Genomic DNA, 18,598 nt, shown 5'->3' with positions numbered 1-18,598 from the left:
CCATAATTTACCGTTGAAATAAAATGCGAACGTCCCAAAGGGTGTGAAAAGTCAGGGACATCTTTGCGTCAAATTCGGAGAAAAACCCCTCTGTCAGCAGACGGAGGGGTTTTTCTTATAAAAGATGAAGCAACGCAGCTGCAAGGACCGATCGTTCAAAGAGGGAACTGACCAGGGCTTTTTCTTCATCCGTATGGGCACCGCTACCAATGACACCCATTCCACAAAGCGTCGGTATCCCCAGGCTTGCGGCAAGGCCCGCATCGGATAAGCCGCCTACTTGAATGCCCTTAATTGGACTCATGGAATAAAAGGCGGCCGCTTCCTGAAGCTTCACAATCAGGCCTTTTCCCCCTTCTTTTAGGTCCATGGCAGGAATCAGATGGGTCAAATCAAGATCTGCCCACGTATCGGGAACGGTCTGGCTTGCCGTGGCCTCCTTTAGGTTTTCCTTGATTTCCTGGGCTAGGCTTTCCGTGCGGTAGCGGACCCCAATACGCAGCGTACATTCCCCAGGAATCGTATTTTCACCAATACCGCCATTGATGGCTCCGCAATTGATCAATTTTCCTCGGGAGATATCATTTTTGCTTTCCAGATAAATGATCTTATGAGCGGCTTCCAAGATAGCGGAACGTCCTTTTTCAGGGCTCGTACCGGAGTGGGCTGCACATCCATGTACATGGATGGATACAGGACCGCCGCCATAGCGTGAGAGAACGACCTGTCCGTTTTCGGCGCAAGGTTCAAAGTTTAAAAAGGCTTTTGCCCCTGTAATTTCCCTGCGCAGCACGGCTTTTGCATTGGAGTGCATATGAAGGGTTTCCTCATCCGTTACAAAAACAAATTTAATTGGAGGCGTGACGAGCGACAGTGCGCTAAGGGCTTTAACCGCATAGAGACTTACGACAAGCCCGCCCTTCATATCTAGGACACCAGGCCCGTGAGCATACCCCTCTTCGTCAATGAAAAAAGGGCAGGTCGACGCTTTTCCTTCCGGAAAAACGGTATCCATATGGCCGGAGAGGATGATGGGACCCTCCCCTTCCTCTTTTCCCCGTTCCGCTATAAGAAGGTCCGGGGCGCCCGAGACTTTTTGGAGCCGTATGGTAAATCCCATGGCGGCCAATTCTCCTGCAAGAAGGCTTCTTACCGATTCAACCCCAGTTGGCTGTTTGGGCCCGCTTTCTGTTTCTACAAGGGTTTTCCACAGCGATAGCATTTCTTTTTCATGTCCATATAGGTAGTGTGTCAGTTTTTCATTGTCTTCCATTGGCAAAGATTCCTCCTTACAATAGTGTGACGACAAATCCAGCAAGCAGGACAGATGTGATGGTAACGGTGACAAAACCAGCTACAAGCATCTTTGGGAGAAGGTAGTGCAGCAAGGCTGCACGTTCCTCCTCATTTCTTCCCATGGCAGCGGATACTTCCTGAGAGACAAGCATCGTTGTAGGAAAACCAAAGGTGCAAGTCACGCCAAGACTCACGCAAAGGGGAAAAGGCAGGGAAAAAAGCCTATTTGTCACAAGCCCCGCCGTAAAAAGCCCCAATATACCCAATAAGGCCGTAGCTGCAAGCGGCGGAAGGACGGAGAGCACTTCCTGCGGGGTTGTCCGGCTCAAAGAAGAAAAGATCACGATGGTAACGAAAAAAAGGATGATGCCGCTTGACTGTGTTTTTTGAAGGATGCCTTTTTCCAAGAATCCCAGTGCGTAAAAAAGGGTCCCAAGAAGAAGACACATGACAAGGTAATGAACCGCCCCACCCGTGGATCTTGAAGCATAATAAGCAATGGAAGCAACAAAAGATAATTTTGCAAGGTGTACGGAAGGACGATCAAAAAGACTGGGAAGGCGGAGCGGCTTTTTGACCTTATTTTCTTCCCCTTCCGACGCATAGCGTTTTACGAAATCCACGTCGTCCCTGAGATTTTTGGCCAAATGGCGCAGCATCAGGGAAGCAATAGGAATCCCGAAGAATTTTTGTGTCACGAGAAGGACAAGACAGAAGGTTCCTACTGTCTCGATTCCTTTTTCCTGTACCGCGTCAAGGATAATGAGCATGGCCGCGTTCCCGCCGGCAAAAATGGGAGACCCTGCGATGGCAAGGGCTCCATCCATGAAAAATGGGCCTAAATAGATGATAAAAATAACGGCCATCGTAACAGAAATCACACTAACTGCTGCCACCTTCCACTGACGGCGAAGTTCAGCAAAATCAATGGTGGTGCCCAAGGAGACAAGAAGCATTCCCACGGTCAGCATTCCGATTCCTGGAATATGGGCAAGTTGAATGATGTCCTTGGGTAAGAGATTGAACCAAAAACCGATGGTTAGGATTACGGAAATCCCAAGAACCGTTGATAGAACAGCATTTGAACGCAGGGCGATGATTTCGCTCAAGGCGTAAAGAAAAAATAAAATCGTTATGGCAAGGATACCAGGCATAATCACACCTCACAAATAACTTGACAGATTCTTTCGGTGGCCTTTTTCTGGTAAAGAAAAATGGTCAAAAGCGTAATGAGAGCCAAACAAAGGGCTGACCCCAGCATACTGATGATAGGAAAAGAGCAGGTACCGCAATCGATGGGCATCAGCAGGCCTGTGGACACCATAATAACCAACGAAGATGCTGATCATCACTCTAGTTGATATAATGGCTCCAGCTATGATCAGTCGATTGACAAACATGAAGAGATAAGGGGTTGTTACAGAGGTTTCGAAAGCAAGATTGATAAATAGACCGTGAACGGCAAGAGTCCTATCGTCGCGGCACTGTGGGTAAAGGATGGCTGCAAACGTAATCCGTCCGGGTACAATAATAAGCTCCATCATATCGAAGGCGCAAAGAAAAGAGCTTCCTCGTCTGTTCTATTTCAATACGGATAATAGGCAGAATGAGTGCTGCCAATGAAAGCAATCTTTTTCGTCATTATCCGGTTCCCCCTTTTCTTCTCTGCTTCTAGACTGCGCAAGGAAAATGTAAATCTTACCTTACACCTCTTTATCGCGCTGTGTCAATAAAGAAGAGAAAAATAGAAAAAACACCCTTCCCGTCTGTTTCATTTGATACGGTAAAGGGTGTTCATTGTTTAGGATTTATTCTTATCCTTTTCTTTGGAAAGGATAATCTGCTTGGGTCCGTGTTCGGAACTTTCCGGAACCAGTACATCATTGAAACTGATTCCCCTCGTATGAAGCGTATGGCTCCATACATGTTCATGACGGTGAAGGAATCCCAGCACCGTAATGGGTATCCAGCTATAAACAAAGATCGGATAAAAGATGGTATAGAACCAAGATTTAGGTGCTGCGTGGATTTTTAAAAGGATTACGGCAGGAATGACGTACTGACCAATCCCAATGACCTGCCAGATTTCATAAGGAAGGATGGCATAGAGCACGTTCGTGTAAAATGGAACATAGGTGTAGATTGTACTGGCAATGACAAACAGCGTTGAAAGAAGGAGGAAATAAGGCTGAAAAAGATCGATGACACCGTCAAGGATGATGATATCCCGTTTTTTGATGCCTTCCTTCAGGAGTTTTGGAATATACCGTTCCCCCACATCAAAGTGGCCTTGTACCCACCTTTTTCTCTGGTTCCAAGACTGTTTAAAGGTCAGGGCCTTTTCATCATAGACAATCGCATTGTCACACCAAGTCGTTGGAATGCCTTCCAAGAGGGATTTCATGGTAAATTCCATATCTTCCGTCAAGCAGGTTGCTTCCCATCCGTACTTCTTAAGGATATCCACGGCAATGCACATCCCTGTTCCGCCAAGAATGCTGGAAAGGCCAATATTGTATTTGGCTCTGGACCAAACTGCATTGGTGATCCAGAAGGAAATGGCAAAGACACCGCTTACCCACGTATCATTAGGGTTCTTGGAATCAAGATACCCCTGGATGAGGCGTTCCCCTTTTTGATAGCGGGAATTCATTTCCATGAGAAAGTCAGGATGGACAAGGTTATCGGCATCAAAAATAACAACCGCGTCAAATTGACGATTCATTTCAAAAAGCCGCTTGAACATCCATTCAAGGGCAAAGCCCTTCCCCTTTTCCGTATCATTAAAGCGCTCATGAACGCTGGCTCCGGCCTTGCGTGCGACGTCCGCAGTATGGTCCGTACAATTGTCGGCTACGACAAAAATCTCGTACATGGAATCAGGATAGCGAAGCATGCGAAGATTTTCCACTAGTTCGCCAATCACTCGTTCTTCATTATGAGCTGCTGCAATGACAGCAAAGGTTGTCTTCGGCGTTGTAATTTTCTTTTCTTTTTTTCCAGGCAGGATTCCGAATAAAGACAGGACAAAATAGTAAATGGTAAAAAATACAATCATGACCTGAAGCGGAATCATGATGATGTCAAAGTAACTCGTCATGAAGGACTCCTACTTACTCCCCTGCTTTTTTCCCCGTAACCTTTACATAAATGGCGTTGAGGACCCCGCAAATCGTGTAGGTAAACATGATGATAAAAGGCCAAGCATGGAAATTGGTTACAAGCATATAAAGACCAATGGCAAAAGACAAGATGACAGGAACCTTGAAAAGAGGATTGCCGTGTCCCTTGAAATCAGGGTAACGAACTTCACTGTACATCAATTTTGCCACTAACAGCGTCAGGATGGCTGTCCCCATCGGCCCAAATTGATAACCAGAAAGCACATAGGTCACAAGGACGCAGGCACCAGCCGGCGCCGGCATCCCTTCAAAATACCCAGAAACAACGCTCGTGTTGACATTGAAACGAGCCAGGCGCAGTCCCGCGCCAAAAGTGAAGAGGGACGAAATGATTTGTCCCCAAAGACCCAGATCCGTAAGACCATAAGTATAAATCAAGACAGCAGGAGCCATTCCGAAAGAACAAACATCGCAAATGGAATCCATTTCCTTTCCGAATTCCCCACTGACGCCAAGAAGACGTGCAGCCCGTCCATCGCAGGAATCTGCAAGGACGGCTAAAATAATGAAGATGGCAGCCCTTGAAAATTCACCATCCATGGAAAGATAGATGGATAAAACCCCAAGGACCATGCTGAGACCACTGATGCTGTTTGGAACCATGCGTCTATAATTCATTGTACTTGCTGCCTCCCCATAATTGTTATGCCGCCTTTGACTTTATCTCCCTTTTTGACAAGGATTTCTACGTCGCGAGGAACGATAAGCTCCGTGCTGGAACCAAATTTAATCATTCCGTACGTTTCCCCTTGCAGAAGCTGCTTACCAAGCGATGTCCAAGAGACAATGCGCCGGGCAAGGATACCCGCAATCTGGACGACGAGAACACGGCTTTGTTCGTTTTCAAGTCCAATGGCCATGCGTTCATTGACGATGGGCGCAGATCCCTTGAAAGCGGGCTCAAAGCCGCCGCATGTATAGCGCAGATATTTAACATAGCCCTTCATAGGTGCGCGATTAGTATGGACATTGAAAACGGATAAGAAGATGGTTACCTTCTTTGCTTCCTCATGAAGAAATTCGTCATCAAAGAATTCCTCGACAGCCATGACAGTCCCATCAGCCGGGGAATACAAGACATGGGGATCATCCGGCAGGGGGCGGTCCGGTTCCCGAAAGAAATAGGCAAAGTATATGGTCAGGATGAGCGGAATCCCAGCAAATGCCGGATCAGCCAAAAAGCCGACAAGGATGGTCGCTGCAAGACCTGTAAAAATGAACGGATAGCCGTCCTTTATGATTGTATATCGGGTCACGCCCTCACCTCCACTATTTGGTTATTATAATACAATTCAACACCCTTTGTCTATTTATGGGTTCTTTTTTCCTTCTGGACAGCAAGGACAAAACGCGGCAGGGCCATCATACGACCGATTCGGCTCGGTTCCTTATAAAGACGATAGAGCCATTCCAGGGAAGCTTTCTGCATCCAGTGAGGGGCCCGCGTCGTCTTACCGGCAAGTACATCAAAGGATCCTCCCAGTCCAATCCGGATAAGGGGCCGCAGCTGTTTTGCGTGATCACGCAGCCAGTACTCCTGCTTGGGCGCGCCAAGAGCTGCAAATAAGATCTGGGCCCCAGAAGCATTGATTTCGTCAATGATTTCCTCTATATCTGTTTCTGAAAAATACCCATTCCGCGTGCCAACGATGGAAACGCCGGGAGCCAACATCTCAGCTTTGGCTTTTGCAGCTTCTGCGATACCAGGAGCGGCTCCAAAAAAGTAGAGTTTGATTCCTTCCTCAGCTGATTTTTTGATCAGTTCCACGAATAAATCAAAACCAGCCACCCGTTCAGGGACTTCATATCCTAAGGTGCGGCCAGCCCAGACCGTTCCCGCCCCATCTGCAAGAACCAAATCGGCCTGTTGAAGGAGCGTACCATAGCGTTTGTCGTTCCGTGCCATCATGATGATTTCAGCGTTAGCCGTGACCACCTGTGTGGGCATCTTCTTTGCAATCCGATCCATGAGGAAGGAGACTGCTTCTTCCATGGAAAAAGGCGTAACAGGAACGCCAAGGATATTAATGGCCTTTTTCATGAGCATACCCTGCTCCTTTCCATAAGTTAGATGGCTCTTGCTTCAGATGGCACTTCTGTGAAATTGATACCAGGATTCCGCTCCAAGAGCCAGTTAAGATTCCATTCATTGGAAACAAGAACGACGGGACGGCCAAGTTTATCATAGACAAGCATCCCATTATCAAGGCCCTTCATATTACGAATGGCCTCGGCATCATCAGCATAGACCCAGCGAGCCACACTGTAGGGCAGGCGATCCATGAGAAGTTGGGCGCTGTATTCATTCTTAAGGCGATAATCCAGAACTTCTAACTGGAGGACACCGACTACTCCTACAACAAAGCTTTCCATGCCAATATTCTTTTGACGGAACACCTGGATGGCCCCTTCCTGTGCCAGTTGAACAATACCCTTTTCAAACTGTTTGCGTTTGAGGGAATCCTTAGGCTGGACCTTTGCAAAAATTTCAGGCGGAAAAATAGGAAAATCCTCGAATTGGATCTTATTCTTTTCACTTGTAAGGGTATCCCCAATGGTAAAGATGCCAGGATCGAAGACGCCAATGATATCACCAGGATAGGCTGTTTCTACGGTCGTCCGTTCCTGTGCCATGAATTGCTGGGGCTGGGAAAGCTTAACTGGATGATTGCCTTGGAGGTGCCAGACGGTCATGCCCTTCTCAAATTTGCCGGAGCAAATGCGCATAAAACTGATACGGTCGCGATGGGCCGGATTCATGTTGGCCTGGATTTTAAAAATGAAGGCGCTAAAATTCTCATCGTCAGGCATGACGACACCGCCATCCTTTAATTTGCGAGGCTGCGGCGCGGGGGACAGTTCCAGAAATTTTTCAAGGAAAGGCCGGACACCAAAGTTTGTCATGGCAGACCCGAAGAACATCGGCGTCAGTTCCCCATCCAGGACCTTTTGGAGGTCAAATTCATCACCGGCTAGGTCAAGAAGCTCAATGTCATCGAGCAGTGTCTGATAATTGGCCTCGCCGATGGCTTCCTTGATGGCAGGATCGTTTAAATCCCCCGTCGTTGATTTAAGGATCTTGCTGCCATGGCTGTTATCATTGTCAAAGAGTTCCACCTGTTTTTTGATTCGGTCGTAGACCCCGATATAGTGCCCATCAACCCCAATTGGCCAATTGATAGGGAAAGCATTAATATGAAGGATCTTTTCGATTTCGTCCATAAGATCCATAGGGGCCCGGCCATAGCGGTCCAATTTATTGACAAAGGTAAAGATCGGCAGTTTTCTTCGGTGGCAGACCCAAAAGAGTTTTTTCGTCTGTGGTTCCACGCCCTTGGCCGCATCAATCAGCATGACCGCGGAATCGGCAGCAATCAAGGTTCGATAAGTATCTTCACTGAAATCTTGATGGCCCGGTGTATCAAGGATATTAACGCGGTACCCATCATAATCAAATTGGAGCACGCTGCTTGTAACAGAAATCCCTCTCTGTTTTTCAATTTCCATCCAGTCAGAAACGGCGTGACGATTTGTTTTGCGGCTCTTGACCGATCCGGCAAGATGGATGGCGCCCCCATAAAGAAGCAGTTTTTCGGTCAAGGTCGTTTTACCAGCATCCGGATGGGAAATGATGGCAAAAGTCCGCCTTTTATTGATTTTATCCTGTAATTCACTCATCGATGAAACTCCTCCTAAAGCCCGGTTAAGGTCAATTCCGTATGCTATGTTCATACCCTGAAAGAGGCATGAAAAAACGCCACAAAGTTTCGAACTTTATGGCGTCAAATCACAAATTGGTCGGAGCGGCGAGATTCGAACTCACGACCTCTTCCACCCCAAGGAAGCGCGCTACCAAACTGCGCCACGCCCCGACAACAGTAATAATTTTACTCGATATTCTCCATAAAGTCAACCCTTATTTTTGAAATCACGAAAATAAAGGAGGCTTCATCAGAATCTTTCCGCTTCTTCTGCTAGAGAAACAACGGCTCCTTCCGTGTCTATGCTGACCTGATGAAGGGTGCACGCAATGCCAAGCTTACGGAAGGGTGCTGCTAGAGCCTCTGCAATGCGGGAGCGATCCTTTTCCTCCGGTACATAGGCCATAAGGGTCGAACCCGATCCTGAGATGACGGCATTGTACGCACCGGCATCGCGAGCCCCTTTGAGGGCCTCTGACGCCCCCGGGATCAGGGGAAGCCGATACGGCGTATGAAGCTTATCTTCCAGCGCTTCCGGAAGGTTTTCAAAGTGTCCTGTAATGAGTGAGCCGACGAGCATAGCTGCGCGGCTTGCAGAATACACCGCATCCTTATGAGGAATCTCTTTCGGCAGAACCTTCCTTGCCTCTTCCGTGGATACATGAAGGGCTGGGACCAAGACAATCATGCCCAGAGGACAGGCCGGCAGAAAACGCAAGCTTTTGACCTTGTCATCGGCCATGATATTGATGGTGATCCCACCGAGGATGGCAGGTGCTACATTATCTGGATGCCCTTCAATGAGGGTTGCTTCCGTAACCAGTTCCTTTTTGGTCAGCGGTGATCCCAGCATGGCATTAGCTGCCATAAGACCAGCCACTACAGCCGTCGAACTGCTTCCGAGCCCCCTTGATACAGGTACGTGTATGACGCTTGTGACGCGGATTCCCGTTTCCTTTCCCTGATATTTCTCCCATAATGCATAAAAGGAAGAGACCGCCAGATTATGGCGGCCCAAAGGAAGGATTTCGGCACCTTCCCCTACCCCTGAGACTTCGATTCCCTGCGGAATCCGTTCAAAAGTAAATACATTATAGAGGGAACAGGCAAGTCCTAAGCAGTCAAATCCAGGTCCGCAGTTGGCGGAAGTTGCAGGGACTCGGACCGTGACTTTTTGAACGTCCATACTTTCCACTCCTTTGCTGACTTAACAGATGGATTGGTCATCTTCAACGCGAAGTACGTTGCTGATGCGATTGACGACTTTCGTTACTGCCAATTCCTTTGTGGCTTCTTCCAGGTCATAAACGGAAACAGGATGAGTAATTACAACAATTTCTGCTAAATCACCTAATTTACGAGTCTGCAGGACATTGAAGAGACTGACCTCGTGTTTGCCAAAGACACTGGCAATCTGTGCCAATACACCAGGCGCTTCGTCGACGAGAAGGCGCACGTAAAACTGGGAGAAAACTTCCTCCTTAAGCGCCAGGGCTTTCTCTTCATAGCAGGTACAGCCAACCCTGCCATTGCATCCTTCACGGATGTTACGGGCACATTCAATGATATCTCCGCACACCGCACTGGCCGTCGGAAAACGGCCGGCACCGCGGCCATAAAACATGGCCTCACCAATGGGCTGACCTTCGATATAGACGGCATTAAAGACATCATCCACCGACGCAAGCGGGTGATTCTTACGAAGCATCGTTGGATGGACCCCCACAGAAATCTTCCCATTTTTCAACTGCTTGGCGATTCCCAAGAGTTTGATGGTGTAGCCCAGTTCCTCTGCATAGACGATATCACGAAGGGAGATCTTTTCAATACCTTCAATTTCGACTTCATCCAAATGAACCCGTGTATTGAAGGCAATGGAAGAAAGGATGGCAATTTTTCGCGCTGCATCAAAGCCACCGATATCAGCGGTTGGATCCGACTCGGCATAACCTTTTTCCTGTGCCTGTTTGAGCACTTCTGTAAAATCCATATGCTCTTCAGTCATCCGGGTCAGCATGTAGTTCGTCGTCCCATTGATAATTCCCATAATGAGGGAAATCCGGTTGCTTGCCAAGGATTCTTTCAGCGGTCGAATAATGGGGATTCCCCCAGCCACCGATGCCTCAAAAAGAAAATCGACATGGTGGGCTGCTGCCAACTCAAAGAGTTCTTTCCCGTGAACAGCCACAACATCCTTATTGGCCGTAACAACGTTCTTACCGGCCAATAAGGCTTTTTTCATGTACTCAAGGGCAGGATGCTCCCTGCCAATCAGTTCAACAACAATATCAATATCAGGGTCACCGGTGATTTCTTCGATATCCGTGACAACTGGCAGGGACGGATCCAAAGCATGCACCTTTTCCGGATGCCTTGCCAACACCTTTTTGATACGGATAGGTGTCCCCACCCGTTCCGTAATGAGCGCTTCATGATCTTTCAGGACAAGAATCACGCCTCCACCGACGGTTCCTGTGCCCAAAAGCCCAATATTGATTTCTTTTTTCAAAATAAGGACCCCTTTAATCGACCTGACCAAGCACGTCCAGCCGTTTTACTCCTTCGATGAGGCGAACCTTATCCAAAAGGGCCTCCATATCGATGGTGAGGAATTTTGTTTCCACGGAAATGGTTGTGTTGGCAACACCCTGCAGGGGAACACCTTGGTTGATCGTGATAACACTTCCCCCATCAGCGGCAATTGTGTTGAGAACGCTAGAAAGAACACCTGGTTTGTGTTCCAGGAGCAGGGAAATAGTGATGACCTTTTCACGACTTGCATCATAGAAGGGAAAGACGTAATCCTTGTATTTGTAGTATGCACTACGGCTTAGCCCAACCTTTGCAACAGCTTCATTGACAGTCTTAAGTTTACCGCGTTTGAGGATTTCCTTGACCATAATGGTTTTTTTGATGGCTTCAGGTAGGATTTCCTCTCTGACTAAATAGAACTCTGATTTTTTTTCGTTTGTCATGTTGCATCTATCCTTTTCCAAAGAATGTTTATCCTTTCTAGAAGGACATTATATCATAATTCAATAATTAGTTCCACTCTTTCTTCCCCGATCGTGACATAAGATCATGGGCCGCAAGAGTGATTTCCTTATGATGGTACAGAACTTCATAAAGTTGATCGATAATAGGCATTTCGACACCAAGTCTGTGAGAAAGGGCATAAACGGTCTTTGTCGTACTCATGCCTTCAATGACCATATGGGTCCCTTGCTCTATGTCCTTGGCAGCTTTTCCTTGGGCAAGCAAGGTGCCTGCCGTATGGTTGCGGCTCAAAGGACTTGTGCAGGTCGCGACAAGATCTCCGATTCCACTTAGCCCGGCAAAAGTTTCCTGATGGGCTCCCAATTTAAGCCCAAGTCTTGTCATTTCTGCAAGGGCTCGGGTAATGAGAGCTGCCTGACTGTTTTCACCAAGCCCCAGACCCGAAATCATCCCTGTCACAAGGGCATAGCAGTTTTTCAGGGCACCGCATAACTGAACGCCAAGGATATCGTCTGAAATATAGGGCCGAAAATATCCATTGAGGAACAGATCCTGCAGGATTTTTGCTGCCTTTGGATCTTTTGAGGCGATGACGGAAGCACTTGGCTGCTTTTGGGCAAGTTCCTTAGCAAGATTGGGGCCGCTTAATGCTGCGATGGCCTGTGCCTCAGGAAAATAGCGTTCCAACACATCCGACATCAGCTTTCCCGTTTCCCGAGAGAATCCTTTTGTACAGGTAAGAAGGATCTTTCCTTTCCCTTTCGTAACCCTGGAAAGGTCACTGCATACAGTCCCCATCCCCTTTGATGGGACAACAAAGACAAGGACCTCCGCTGTTCCCACCCATTGAAAATCATGGGTTACATGAATGGATGGTGAAAGCGTAAGGTCTGGCAGATAATCGTTATTGATCCGCGTCTGTTCAATGAGCGCGGCTTTTTCTGGATTCCGAGCCCAAAGCACGACGTCATGGCCATTATCAGCAAGGATTTTCGAAAGGACGGTTCCCCAGCTTCCTGCACCAATTACAGCGATGGACATGGTTTCCTCCTTATTTTTTATCTTTCACGGACAGATGACCTTCCCGAATTTTGTTTTCCGTGCCGTGAAAGAGTCGGACCATATTTTCATAATGGCGGACAATGACAACTGCAGCGATGATTGCCGTAAAAATAACAAGAGGAAGATCGTAGCCTAAATAATAGGCGCCAAGAGGTGCGCAAAAGGCAGCCACAATGGAACCCAACGAGACATAGCGTGTGACAAAGACGATGGCAAGCCATACGGTGAGGGCAAAAACAGAAACATCAGGCATGAAATAAAGCAGGACACCAAGCCCGGTAGCAACGCCTCGTCCGCCTTTAAAATGGAGGAAACAGGAAAAACTGTGCCCCAAGATGGAGGCAGCTGCACAAGCAAGCTGCGGCCAAAGGTCAGTGGACACAAAACGGCTAACCAACAAAAGAGCCACAACGCCCTTGCCCAGATCCCCCAATAGGACCAGGGAAGCCATGCGCGCACCGACCGTTCGAAAGACGTTCGTCGTCCCAATATTATGGCTTCCGTACTGCCTAATATCAATGCCGCAGATGGCTTTTACAAATACGAGGCCACAAGGAATGGACCCCATGAAATACCCGATAAGAGCTCCTAACAATACACTCATTCCAATGCGCCTTCCTTATGGGTCAGTTATCTTCATTCTTACCGCGTACAATGAGATTGATGGGCGTTCCTTGGAATCCAAAGGCTTCCCTCAGCTTATTTTCAAGGTAACGCTGGTAGGAAAAGTGCATGATTTCCGGTTCATTGCAGAAAATCACGAAGGTCGGCGGTTTGACCTTGACCTGGGTTGCATAAAGAATTTTCAGGTGCTTGCCCTTTTCCATGGGCGGTTGGTTCATAGCCACGGCATCGGTCACAACCTGATTGAGGACGGATGTTGAAATCCGCATGGCATTAGCTTCGGCCGCATCTTTGATAAGATCGGGCAGGCGGCTGATGCGCTGCTGCGTCAGGGCCGAAACATAAACGACATTGGCATAAGGCATGAAGATGAGTTCTTTTCGAATAGTTTCCGTATAATGAACAGTTGACATCTCATCCTTTTGATACAGATCCCACTTATTGACAACAAGGACAATACCCTTGCCTGCCTCGTGGGCATAGCCTGCAATCTTTTTATCCTGTTCGGTAACGCCATCAACGGCATCGAGGACCATGAGGACAACATCGGAACGGTCCACTGCACGTAGGGTACGGATAATGCTGTACTTTTCAATCGGTTCATCGATTTTCCCTTTGCGGCGCATCCCTGCCGTATCGATGAAGAGGTAAGTCTGACCATCCTTCATGACAGGAACGTCAATGGCATCACGGGTTGTCCCTGCCACATCGCTGACGATGGAGCGGGTCTGCCCAATGATGTCATTGAAGATGGAGGATTTGCCCACATTCGGTCGTCCAATGATTGCAACCTTGATGACGTCATCATGATCATCATCATCGGATTCATCCTCATCAGGAAAGTGGGATACAACGGCATCAAGCAGGTCGCCGAGGTTAAGTCGGTTGGACGCCGAAATCATATAGGGTTCTCCAATGCCCAGGTTATAGAATTCATAGGCTTCCAGTTCCTGGGTCGGCGTATCGGCTTTATTAACAGCAAGGACGACCGGTTTTTGGGCCATACGGATCAGTTTGGCCACTTCTTGGTCTTCTGTCGTAACCCCTGTACGGGCGTCACAGACAAAGAGGATGACATCGGCTTCCTTGATGGCAATCTTAGCCTGCTCCCGGATGGAAACGGCAATGGAGTCGGTATTGGCAATTTCAATCCCGCCCGTATCGACCATCATGAAGCGGCGGTCTAGCCATTCTGCTTCGGCATAAAGCCGGTCCCGCGTGACACCCGGCGTATCTTCCACAATGGAGATGCGGCTGTCCGCAAAAATATTGAATAAAGTTGACTTGCCGACATTCGGTCTGCCGACAATGGCAACAATGGGTTTACTCATATAGGATTCCTCTTTCAATCATTCTGGTCATACTTCCGGAGCCATGAAACAGCTTGGGCCGTCTCGCCGGTTAGATAATATCGCGCCTCGTGAAGATCCCTGAAGGTTCTGCAGCCAAGAAGGGTATAAAAGTCAAGAACCTTGTTCAGCAACCGCTGCAGAAAATGAATGGTTTCCTCAGTTCCTTCCTGCTGAATCTTTTGCAGCAGATTACCTGCCATGGCAACCGCTGAAGCCCCAAGGACCTGGGCCTTGACCACATCAAGGGCGCTCCTGATGCCTCCTGAGGCAATGACCCCATTTCCCCAACCAACCGTCTGTACGACGGATAGCAGGGACAGGACCGTGGGGATGCCCCATTCCGAGAGCTCTTCATTGCCTTCTGGGTAACGCTGATGCTCGATGGCAGGGAAATTGGTTCCCCCTGCCCCACCAATATCAAGGAGTGTTACGCCAACATCAAGGAGGTCCTGGGCCTCTTTTTTGGCCATGCCGCAGCCTGTTTCCTTGACAATAACAGGGACCCCAACACCTTGTACCATAGCTTCTATATGAGATAGGCAGTTCGAAAAGTCCCGATCCCCTTCTTCCATCGCAAGTTCCTGGGCAGGATTCAAATGAATCTGAAGGGCGTCGGCAGAAATCATGTCAATAGCGGCCTTTGCCTGCTCTACAGAGGCAAAAGCACTTAAATTAGCAAAGATGAGCCCCTTGGGATTGCACTTTCGGACAATCGTATAGCTATCTCGATGAAGCCCCGTTCGCACCGTACCAAATTGGGAACCAACGGCCATGGCTGAACCCGTTTCGCGGGCGACAATGGCCAGTGATTCATTGATTTTTGCGACCGCGTCTGCCCCGCCTGTGATGGCATTGATGATAATCGGATGGGCCAGAGCGGGCAGGCCTGGCAGTAAGCAAGTCAGGTCCACCTCATTACGGCAGATGCCTGACAGGCAATGATGAAGCAAATGAACGTCAGAAAAGCCGGAAGCGCAAGGCCCATCCCCGACACAAAGTGCGTATCGGATATGATCGAGCTTACGACTTTCCCGGCTTTTCATTGGAGACTCCTTTAATTAGTTGGCTTCGTTTTCTACCTCAGCGAGTTTTTCACCCAGATCCTGGGAGAGAGCGCCTTTTTTGCCTAGGTACTGGCTCATTTCAGCCTTTTCAGCATCTTCCTTTGCTTTGGTGATGCTGAGGGCAATCTTCTTATGTTCCGTGTCAACACGCAGAACCTTGACCTTGACTTCCTGACCAACTTCCAGAACATCTTCCGGTTTTTCGATACGCTGTTCGGAAATTTCGGAGATGTGGATCATGCCTTCGTTCTTATCATTCAATTTGACAATCGCACCGAAGGGAAGGAAGCGAAGAACCGTACCGGTAACAATGTCACCGACATGGATGTTCTTTGCAGCAGCCTGCCAAGGATCTTCCTGAAGCGCTTTAACAGAAAGGCTAATACGGCCTTTTTCAGCGTCGAGGCCTTTGATGTAGACTTCAACTTTGTCACCGACTTTGTAGAGATCGGCCGGTTTGACGCTGCGATCCCAGGAAATTTCAGAGATATGAACAAGGCCCTGAACAAAAGGTGCAATTTCAACGAACATCCCGAAATCGACGATGCTCCGAATCGTCCCTTCAACAGTTTCACCTTCATGGAAGGTTTCAAAAGCCTTATCCATGGCTTCCTTGCGTTCTTCTTCACGGCGAGCGCGTTCTTCCTTATAGGCAGCGTTTCTGGCAGCACGTTCTTCTCTCAGGACATTTCTGCGGGAGAAGACAAGACGTTTCTTTTCAGGGTTGATTTCAAGAAGGGAAACTTCAAGTTCCTTACCTTCATATTCCTTGACATCATCCACATGTCTAAGATCAAGGTGAGAAGCAGGGATGAATCCTGTTAGGCCTTCATAGGCAACGGTCAGGCCGCCTTTAACGGCACGCAGGCCTTTAACGGTAACCACTTTCTTTTCATCAGTGAATTCTTCCGGCAGTTTCAGCCAAGCCTGGTCAGCTTCAGCTCTCGTCTTGGAAAGAACAACGAGACCATCCTGATTTTCGCTGGCAATGACTTTCAGCGTGACCTTATCGCCTTTATTTACAGTGGGAGCGACGGTTTCCTTGGTACCACCCTGAACCCATTGGTCAAAGGGTACGGAACCTTCGCTCTGGTAACCAAAGTTAACAACCACTTCATCTTTGGTTACGTCGATGACCGTGCCCTCAACAATCATACCAATGTGCAGTTTCATGCTTTCTTCTTGTCCCAACAGTTCTTCCATCGTTTCCATAGCTACAATAGCCTCCTCAATAATTTCCTGCGGTGTAGATGCACCAGCAGTAATGCCAATTTTTTCTGCTCCGGCAAGCATGGATAAGGTAATCTCGCTAGCGTCCTGCAAAAGATAGGTTCGGGGATTGATAGGGCGTGCAAGTTCCGCTAAATGGCGTGTGTTGGCACTGTTTTTTCCGCCAAAGACAAAGAACGCGTCACAGTTTCCAGCAAGTTTCCTTGCTGCTTCCTGACGTTCAGCAGTGGCTGTACAGATGGTCCTTTCCACTTTGTAGTCACCAGATCGTTTCTCCTGCGACAGATGAAGCAGAAGGTTAAACTTCCCTGCCTCAAAAGTCGTCTGGCTCACTACACCAAACTTATCTCTTACAGGAAGAGATTCCACGTCATCAGCTGTTTCGATGACCAGAGAATCCTTACCTGCCCAAGCCTTGATACTTTGCACCTCAGGATGACGCTTCTCCCCAATGATGATGACAAACCGGCCTTCCTTGGAAAGGGCGGCGGCTGTCTTTTGTGCTTTCCGCACATGGGGGCAAGTGGCATCAATGATCTTAAGTCCTTTTTGTTCGGCTTCCTCATAAATTTGAGGAGCTGCACCATGGGAACGAAAGATAACCGTATCACCAGCGGAAAAATCGGCCAGTGTTTCCTTGCATTGTACACCTTTTTGCGCGAGCGATTCCACAACCCGAGGGTTATGAACAATTTCACCTAGGGTGGCAATACTAGTATTATATCCTTTTACGTTCATTTGTGCAATGTCTATCGCACGTTTTACTCCATAACAAAATCCACAGGGATCTGCGACAATGATCTGCATGGCTCAAATGCCCCCATTTTCCTTGATGAGACGGGATATTTCACCCATCAGTTCCTCCGTAAAGGCTTCCGTATCTTTTTTACCGCCTTCAGCCCCAAAGACAGAAATAGGTTGACCAAAAACAACTTTGATATGGGGCCAGAAGCCTTTTTGTGCTCCCAGGTTGGACCCTAGGATGGCTGTGGGGACTACTTGTGCCTTTCCCTTGATGGCAATCGCCATGGCACCTGGTTCTGCTTTTCCGAGCTTTCCCGTCCGGATCCTGTGCCCTTCTGGAAAGATTCCAATGACCTTACGGTCTTTCAGAAGTTTCAAGGCATGACGAATGGCATGCGTATCGACAGCCCCGCGATGGACCGGAAAGGCGCCCAAGGAGCGGTAAAGCGTTCCTAGAACAGGAACAAAAAGTTCTGATTTGGCCATAAAGTGAATGGGTCTTGAAGCCGCCGTTCCAATCATAGGAGGGTCAAGGAGACTGACATGATTGGAAGCGATGACAACAGGTCCTTCGTGAGGAATGTTTTCGCGGCCAATGGTCTCCAAACGGAAAAAGATGGAAAACAGTACTCTAAAAAGCAGCTGTACAAATCGGTACCACATGAGATTCATCTCTCCTTTTTAGCCAAGGACAGGATTGTTTCCGTGACTTCCTGAATGGACATCTGTGTAGAATCAATGAGCACTGCATCATTTGCCTTTTTGAGAGGAGAAATCGCCCTTGTCTCATCTAAACGATCCCGCTCACTGATTCTCTTTTTAAGGTCTTCCAAAGAAACAGTCTCCCCCTTCACCTTAAGTTCCTCAAAGCGCCGGCGAGCCCGTTCTTCCACGGAGGCAGTCAAAAAGACCTTAAGCTGGGCATGCGGAAAGACGACCGTGCCAATATCACGTCCATCCATGACAATCCCACCATTTTTTCCCATCTTCCGCTGCTGAGCAACCATTGCTGTGCGAACGCCGCCATAGGCACTGACCTGTGAAACATTCCGGGAAACTTCAAGGCTACGAATGGCATCTGTAACTTCGTGATCATTGAGATAGACCTGGTTCCGGCCATCTTCATAGCGGAAAGAAATCTTGATGCCTTGGGCCATTTGAGTCGCAGCCGATTCTGTAAGAGAAAGTCCTGCAGTTAGGCAGGAAAGGGTCACAGCACGATACATGGCCCCTGTATCGATATAGGCATAGCCAAGACTGGCAGCGACTTTCTTTGCAATCGTGCTTTTCCCTGCTCCCGCAGGGCCATCTATAGCAATGATGATCTTTTTCAATGTCATTCCTCT

General features: G+C 48.2%; 17 protein-coding genes and 1 tRNA gene. All 18 read right to left on the bottom strand.

Annotated features, from left to right (window positions below; genetic code table 11):
* Positions 1 to 115: 115 nt before the first annotated feature.
* Positions 116 to 1,273 carry a M20/M25/M40 family metallo-hydrolase gene (locus DW817_RS03280; protein WP_120111030.1) on the bottom strand — a complete coding sequence of 386 codons (1,158 nt, stop codon included), beginning with the start codon at positions 1,271 to 1,273 and terminating at the stop codon, positions 116 to 118.
* 16 nt (positions 1,274 to 1,289) lie between these two features.
* Positions 1,290 to 2,450 (bottom strand): hypothetical protein, encoded by a 1,161-nt coding sequence (locus DW817_RS03275; protein WP_120111027.1) that lies wholly within the window; start codon positions 2,448 to 2,450, stop codon positions 1,290 to 1,292.
* Positions 2,451 to 3,097: 647 nt separating this feature from the next.
* Positions 3,098 to 4,396 carry a glycosyltransferase family 2 protein gene (locus tag DW817_RS03265; protein WP_009014745.1) on the bottom strand — a complete coding sequence of 433 codons (1,299 nt, stop codon included), beginning with the start codon at positions 4,394 to 4,396 and terminating at the stop codon, positions 3,098 to 3,100.
* 13 nt (positions 4,397 to 4,409) lie between these two features.
* A complete protein-coding gene (gene pssA, locus DW817_RS03260) occupies positions 4,410 to 5,096 on the bottom strand; it encodes a CDP-diacylglycerol--serine O-phosphatidyltransferase (protein WP_009014744.1) in 687 nt (228 codons plus the stop codon).
* Positions 5,093 to 5,734 carry a phosphatidylserine decarboxylase gene (locus DW817_RS03255; protein WP_009014743.1) on the bottom strand — a complete coding sequence of 214 codons (642 nt, stop codon included), beginning with the start codon at positions 5,732 to 5,734 and terminating at the stop codon, positions 5,093 to 5,095. Before DW817_RS03255 ends, pssA begins: the two co-directional genes overlap by 4 nt.
* Positions 5,735 to 5,784: 50 nt before the next feature.
* Positions 5,785 to 6,525, bottom strand: coding sequence for a WecB/TagA/CpsF family glycosyltransferase (locus tag DW817_RS03250; RefSeq protein WP_009014742.1), 741 nt, complete (start codon positions 6,523 to 6,525; stop codon positions 5,785 to 5,787).
* 20 nt (positions 6,526 to 6,545) lie between these two features.
* On the bottom strand, positions 6,546 to 8,156 hold the full coding sequence (locus tag DW817_RS03245) for a peptide chain release factor 3 (RefSeq protein ID WP_009014741.1): 1,611 nt from the start codon (positions 8,154 to 8,156) through the stop codon (positions 6,546 to 6,548).
* 117 nt (positions 8,157 to 8,273) lie between these two features.
* A tRNA-Pro gene (locus tag DW817_RS03240) sits at positions 8,274 to 8,350 on the bottom strand.
* Positions 8,351 to 8,429: 79 nt separating this feature from the next.
* Positions 8,430 to 9,365 (bottom strand): homoserine kinase, encoded by a 936-nt coding sequence (gene thrB, locus DW817_RS03235; protein ID WP_009014740.1) that lies wholly within the window; start codon positions 9,363 to 9,365, stop codon positions 8,430 to 8,432.
* Positions 9,366 to 9,386: 21 nt separating this feature from the next.
* Positions 9,387 to 10,688, bottom strand: coding sequence for a homoserine dehydrogenase (locus DW817_RS03230; RefSeq protein WP_009014739.1), 1,302 nt, complete (start codon positions 10,686 to 10,688; stop codon positions 9,387 to 9,389).
* 13 nt (positions 10,689 to 10,701) lie between these two features.
* Positions 10,702 to 11,154, bottom strand: a complete 453-nt coding sequence (locus tag DW817_RS03225) for an ACT domain-containing protein (RefSeq protein ID WP_009014738.1) — start codon at positions 11,152 to 11,154, stop codon at positions 10,702 to 10,704.
* Between the two features lie 67 nt (positions 11,155 to 11,221).
* Positions 11,222 to 12,217: an NAD(P)H-dependent glycerol-3-phosphate dehydrogenase gene (locus DW817_RS03220; RefSeq protein ID WP_009014737.1), complete on the bottom strand. Its 996-nt coding sequence runs from the start codon at positions 12,215 to 12,217 to the stop codon at positions 11,222 to 11,224.
* Positions 12,218 to 12,227: 10 nt separating this feature from the next.
* A complete protein-coding gene (gene plsY / locus DW817_RS03215) occupies positions 12,228 to 12,842 on the bottom strand; it encodes a glycerol-3-phosphate 1-O-acyltransferase PlsY (protein ID WP_009014736.1) in 615 nt (204 codons plus the stop codon).
* A 22-nt stretch (positions 12,843 to 12,864) separates the two neighbouring features.
* Positions 12,865 to 14,193, bottom strand: a complete 1,329-nt coding sequence (der, locus tag DW817_RS03210; RefSeq protein ID WP_016459518.1) for a ribosome biogenesis GTPase Der — start codon at positions 14,191 to 14,193, stop codon at positions 12,865 to 12,867.
* A gap of 14 nt (positions 14,194 to 14,207) precedes the next feature.
* The gene (gene fni / locus DW817_RS03205; protein WP_009014734.1) at positions 14,208 to 15,257 is read right to left on the bottom strand and encodes a type 2 isopentenyl-diphosphate Delta-isomerase; all 1,050 of its coding nucleotides are present in this window, start codon (positions 15,255 to 15,257) and stop codon (positions 14,208 to 14,210) included.
* 15 nt (positions 15,258 to 15,272) lie between these two features.
* Complete coding sequence (locus tag DW817_RS03200) at positions 15,273 to 17,315, bottom strand: bifunctional 4-hydroxy-3-methylbut-2-enyl diphosphate reductase/30S ribosomal protein S1 (RefSeq protein ID WP_021736662.1); 2,043 nt, start codon at positions 17,313 to 17,315, stop codon at positions 15,273 to 15,275.
* 3 nt (positions 17,316 to 17,318) lie between these two features.
* Positions 17,319 to 17,915 carry a 1-acyl-sn-glycerol-3-phosphate acyltransferase gene (locus tag DW817_RS03195; RefSeq protein WP_243634059.1) on the bottom strand — a complete coding sequence of 199 codons (597 nt, stop codon included), beginning with the start codon at positions 17,913 to 17,915 and terminating at the stop codon, positions 17,319 to 17,321.
* Between the two features lie 5 nt (positions 17,916 to 17,920).
* On the bottom strand, positions 17,921 to 18,592 hold the full coding sequence (cmk, locus tag DW817_RS03190) for a (d)CMP kinase (RefSeq protein WP_035224241.1): 672 nt from the start codon (positions 18,590 to 18,592) through the stop codon (positions 17,921 to 17,923).
* Positions 18,593 to 18,598 lie beyond the last annotated feature (6 nt).

This window comes from Acidaminococcus sp. AM33-14BH, assembly GCF_003603525.1.
Lineage (GTDB): Bacteria > Bacillota > Negativicutes > Acidaminococcales > Acidaminococcaceae > Acidaminococcus > Acidaminococcus intestini.
This window is presented reverse-complemented; position numbering and strand designations above follow the sequence as displayed.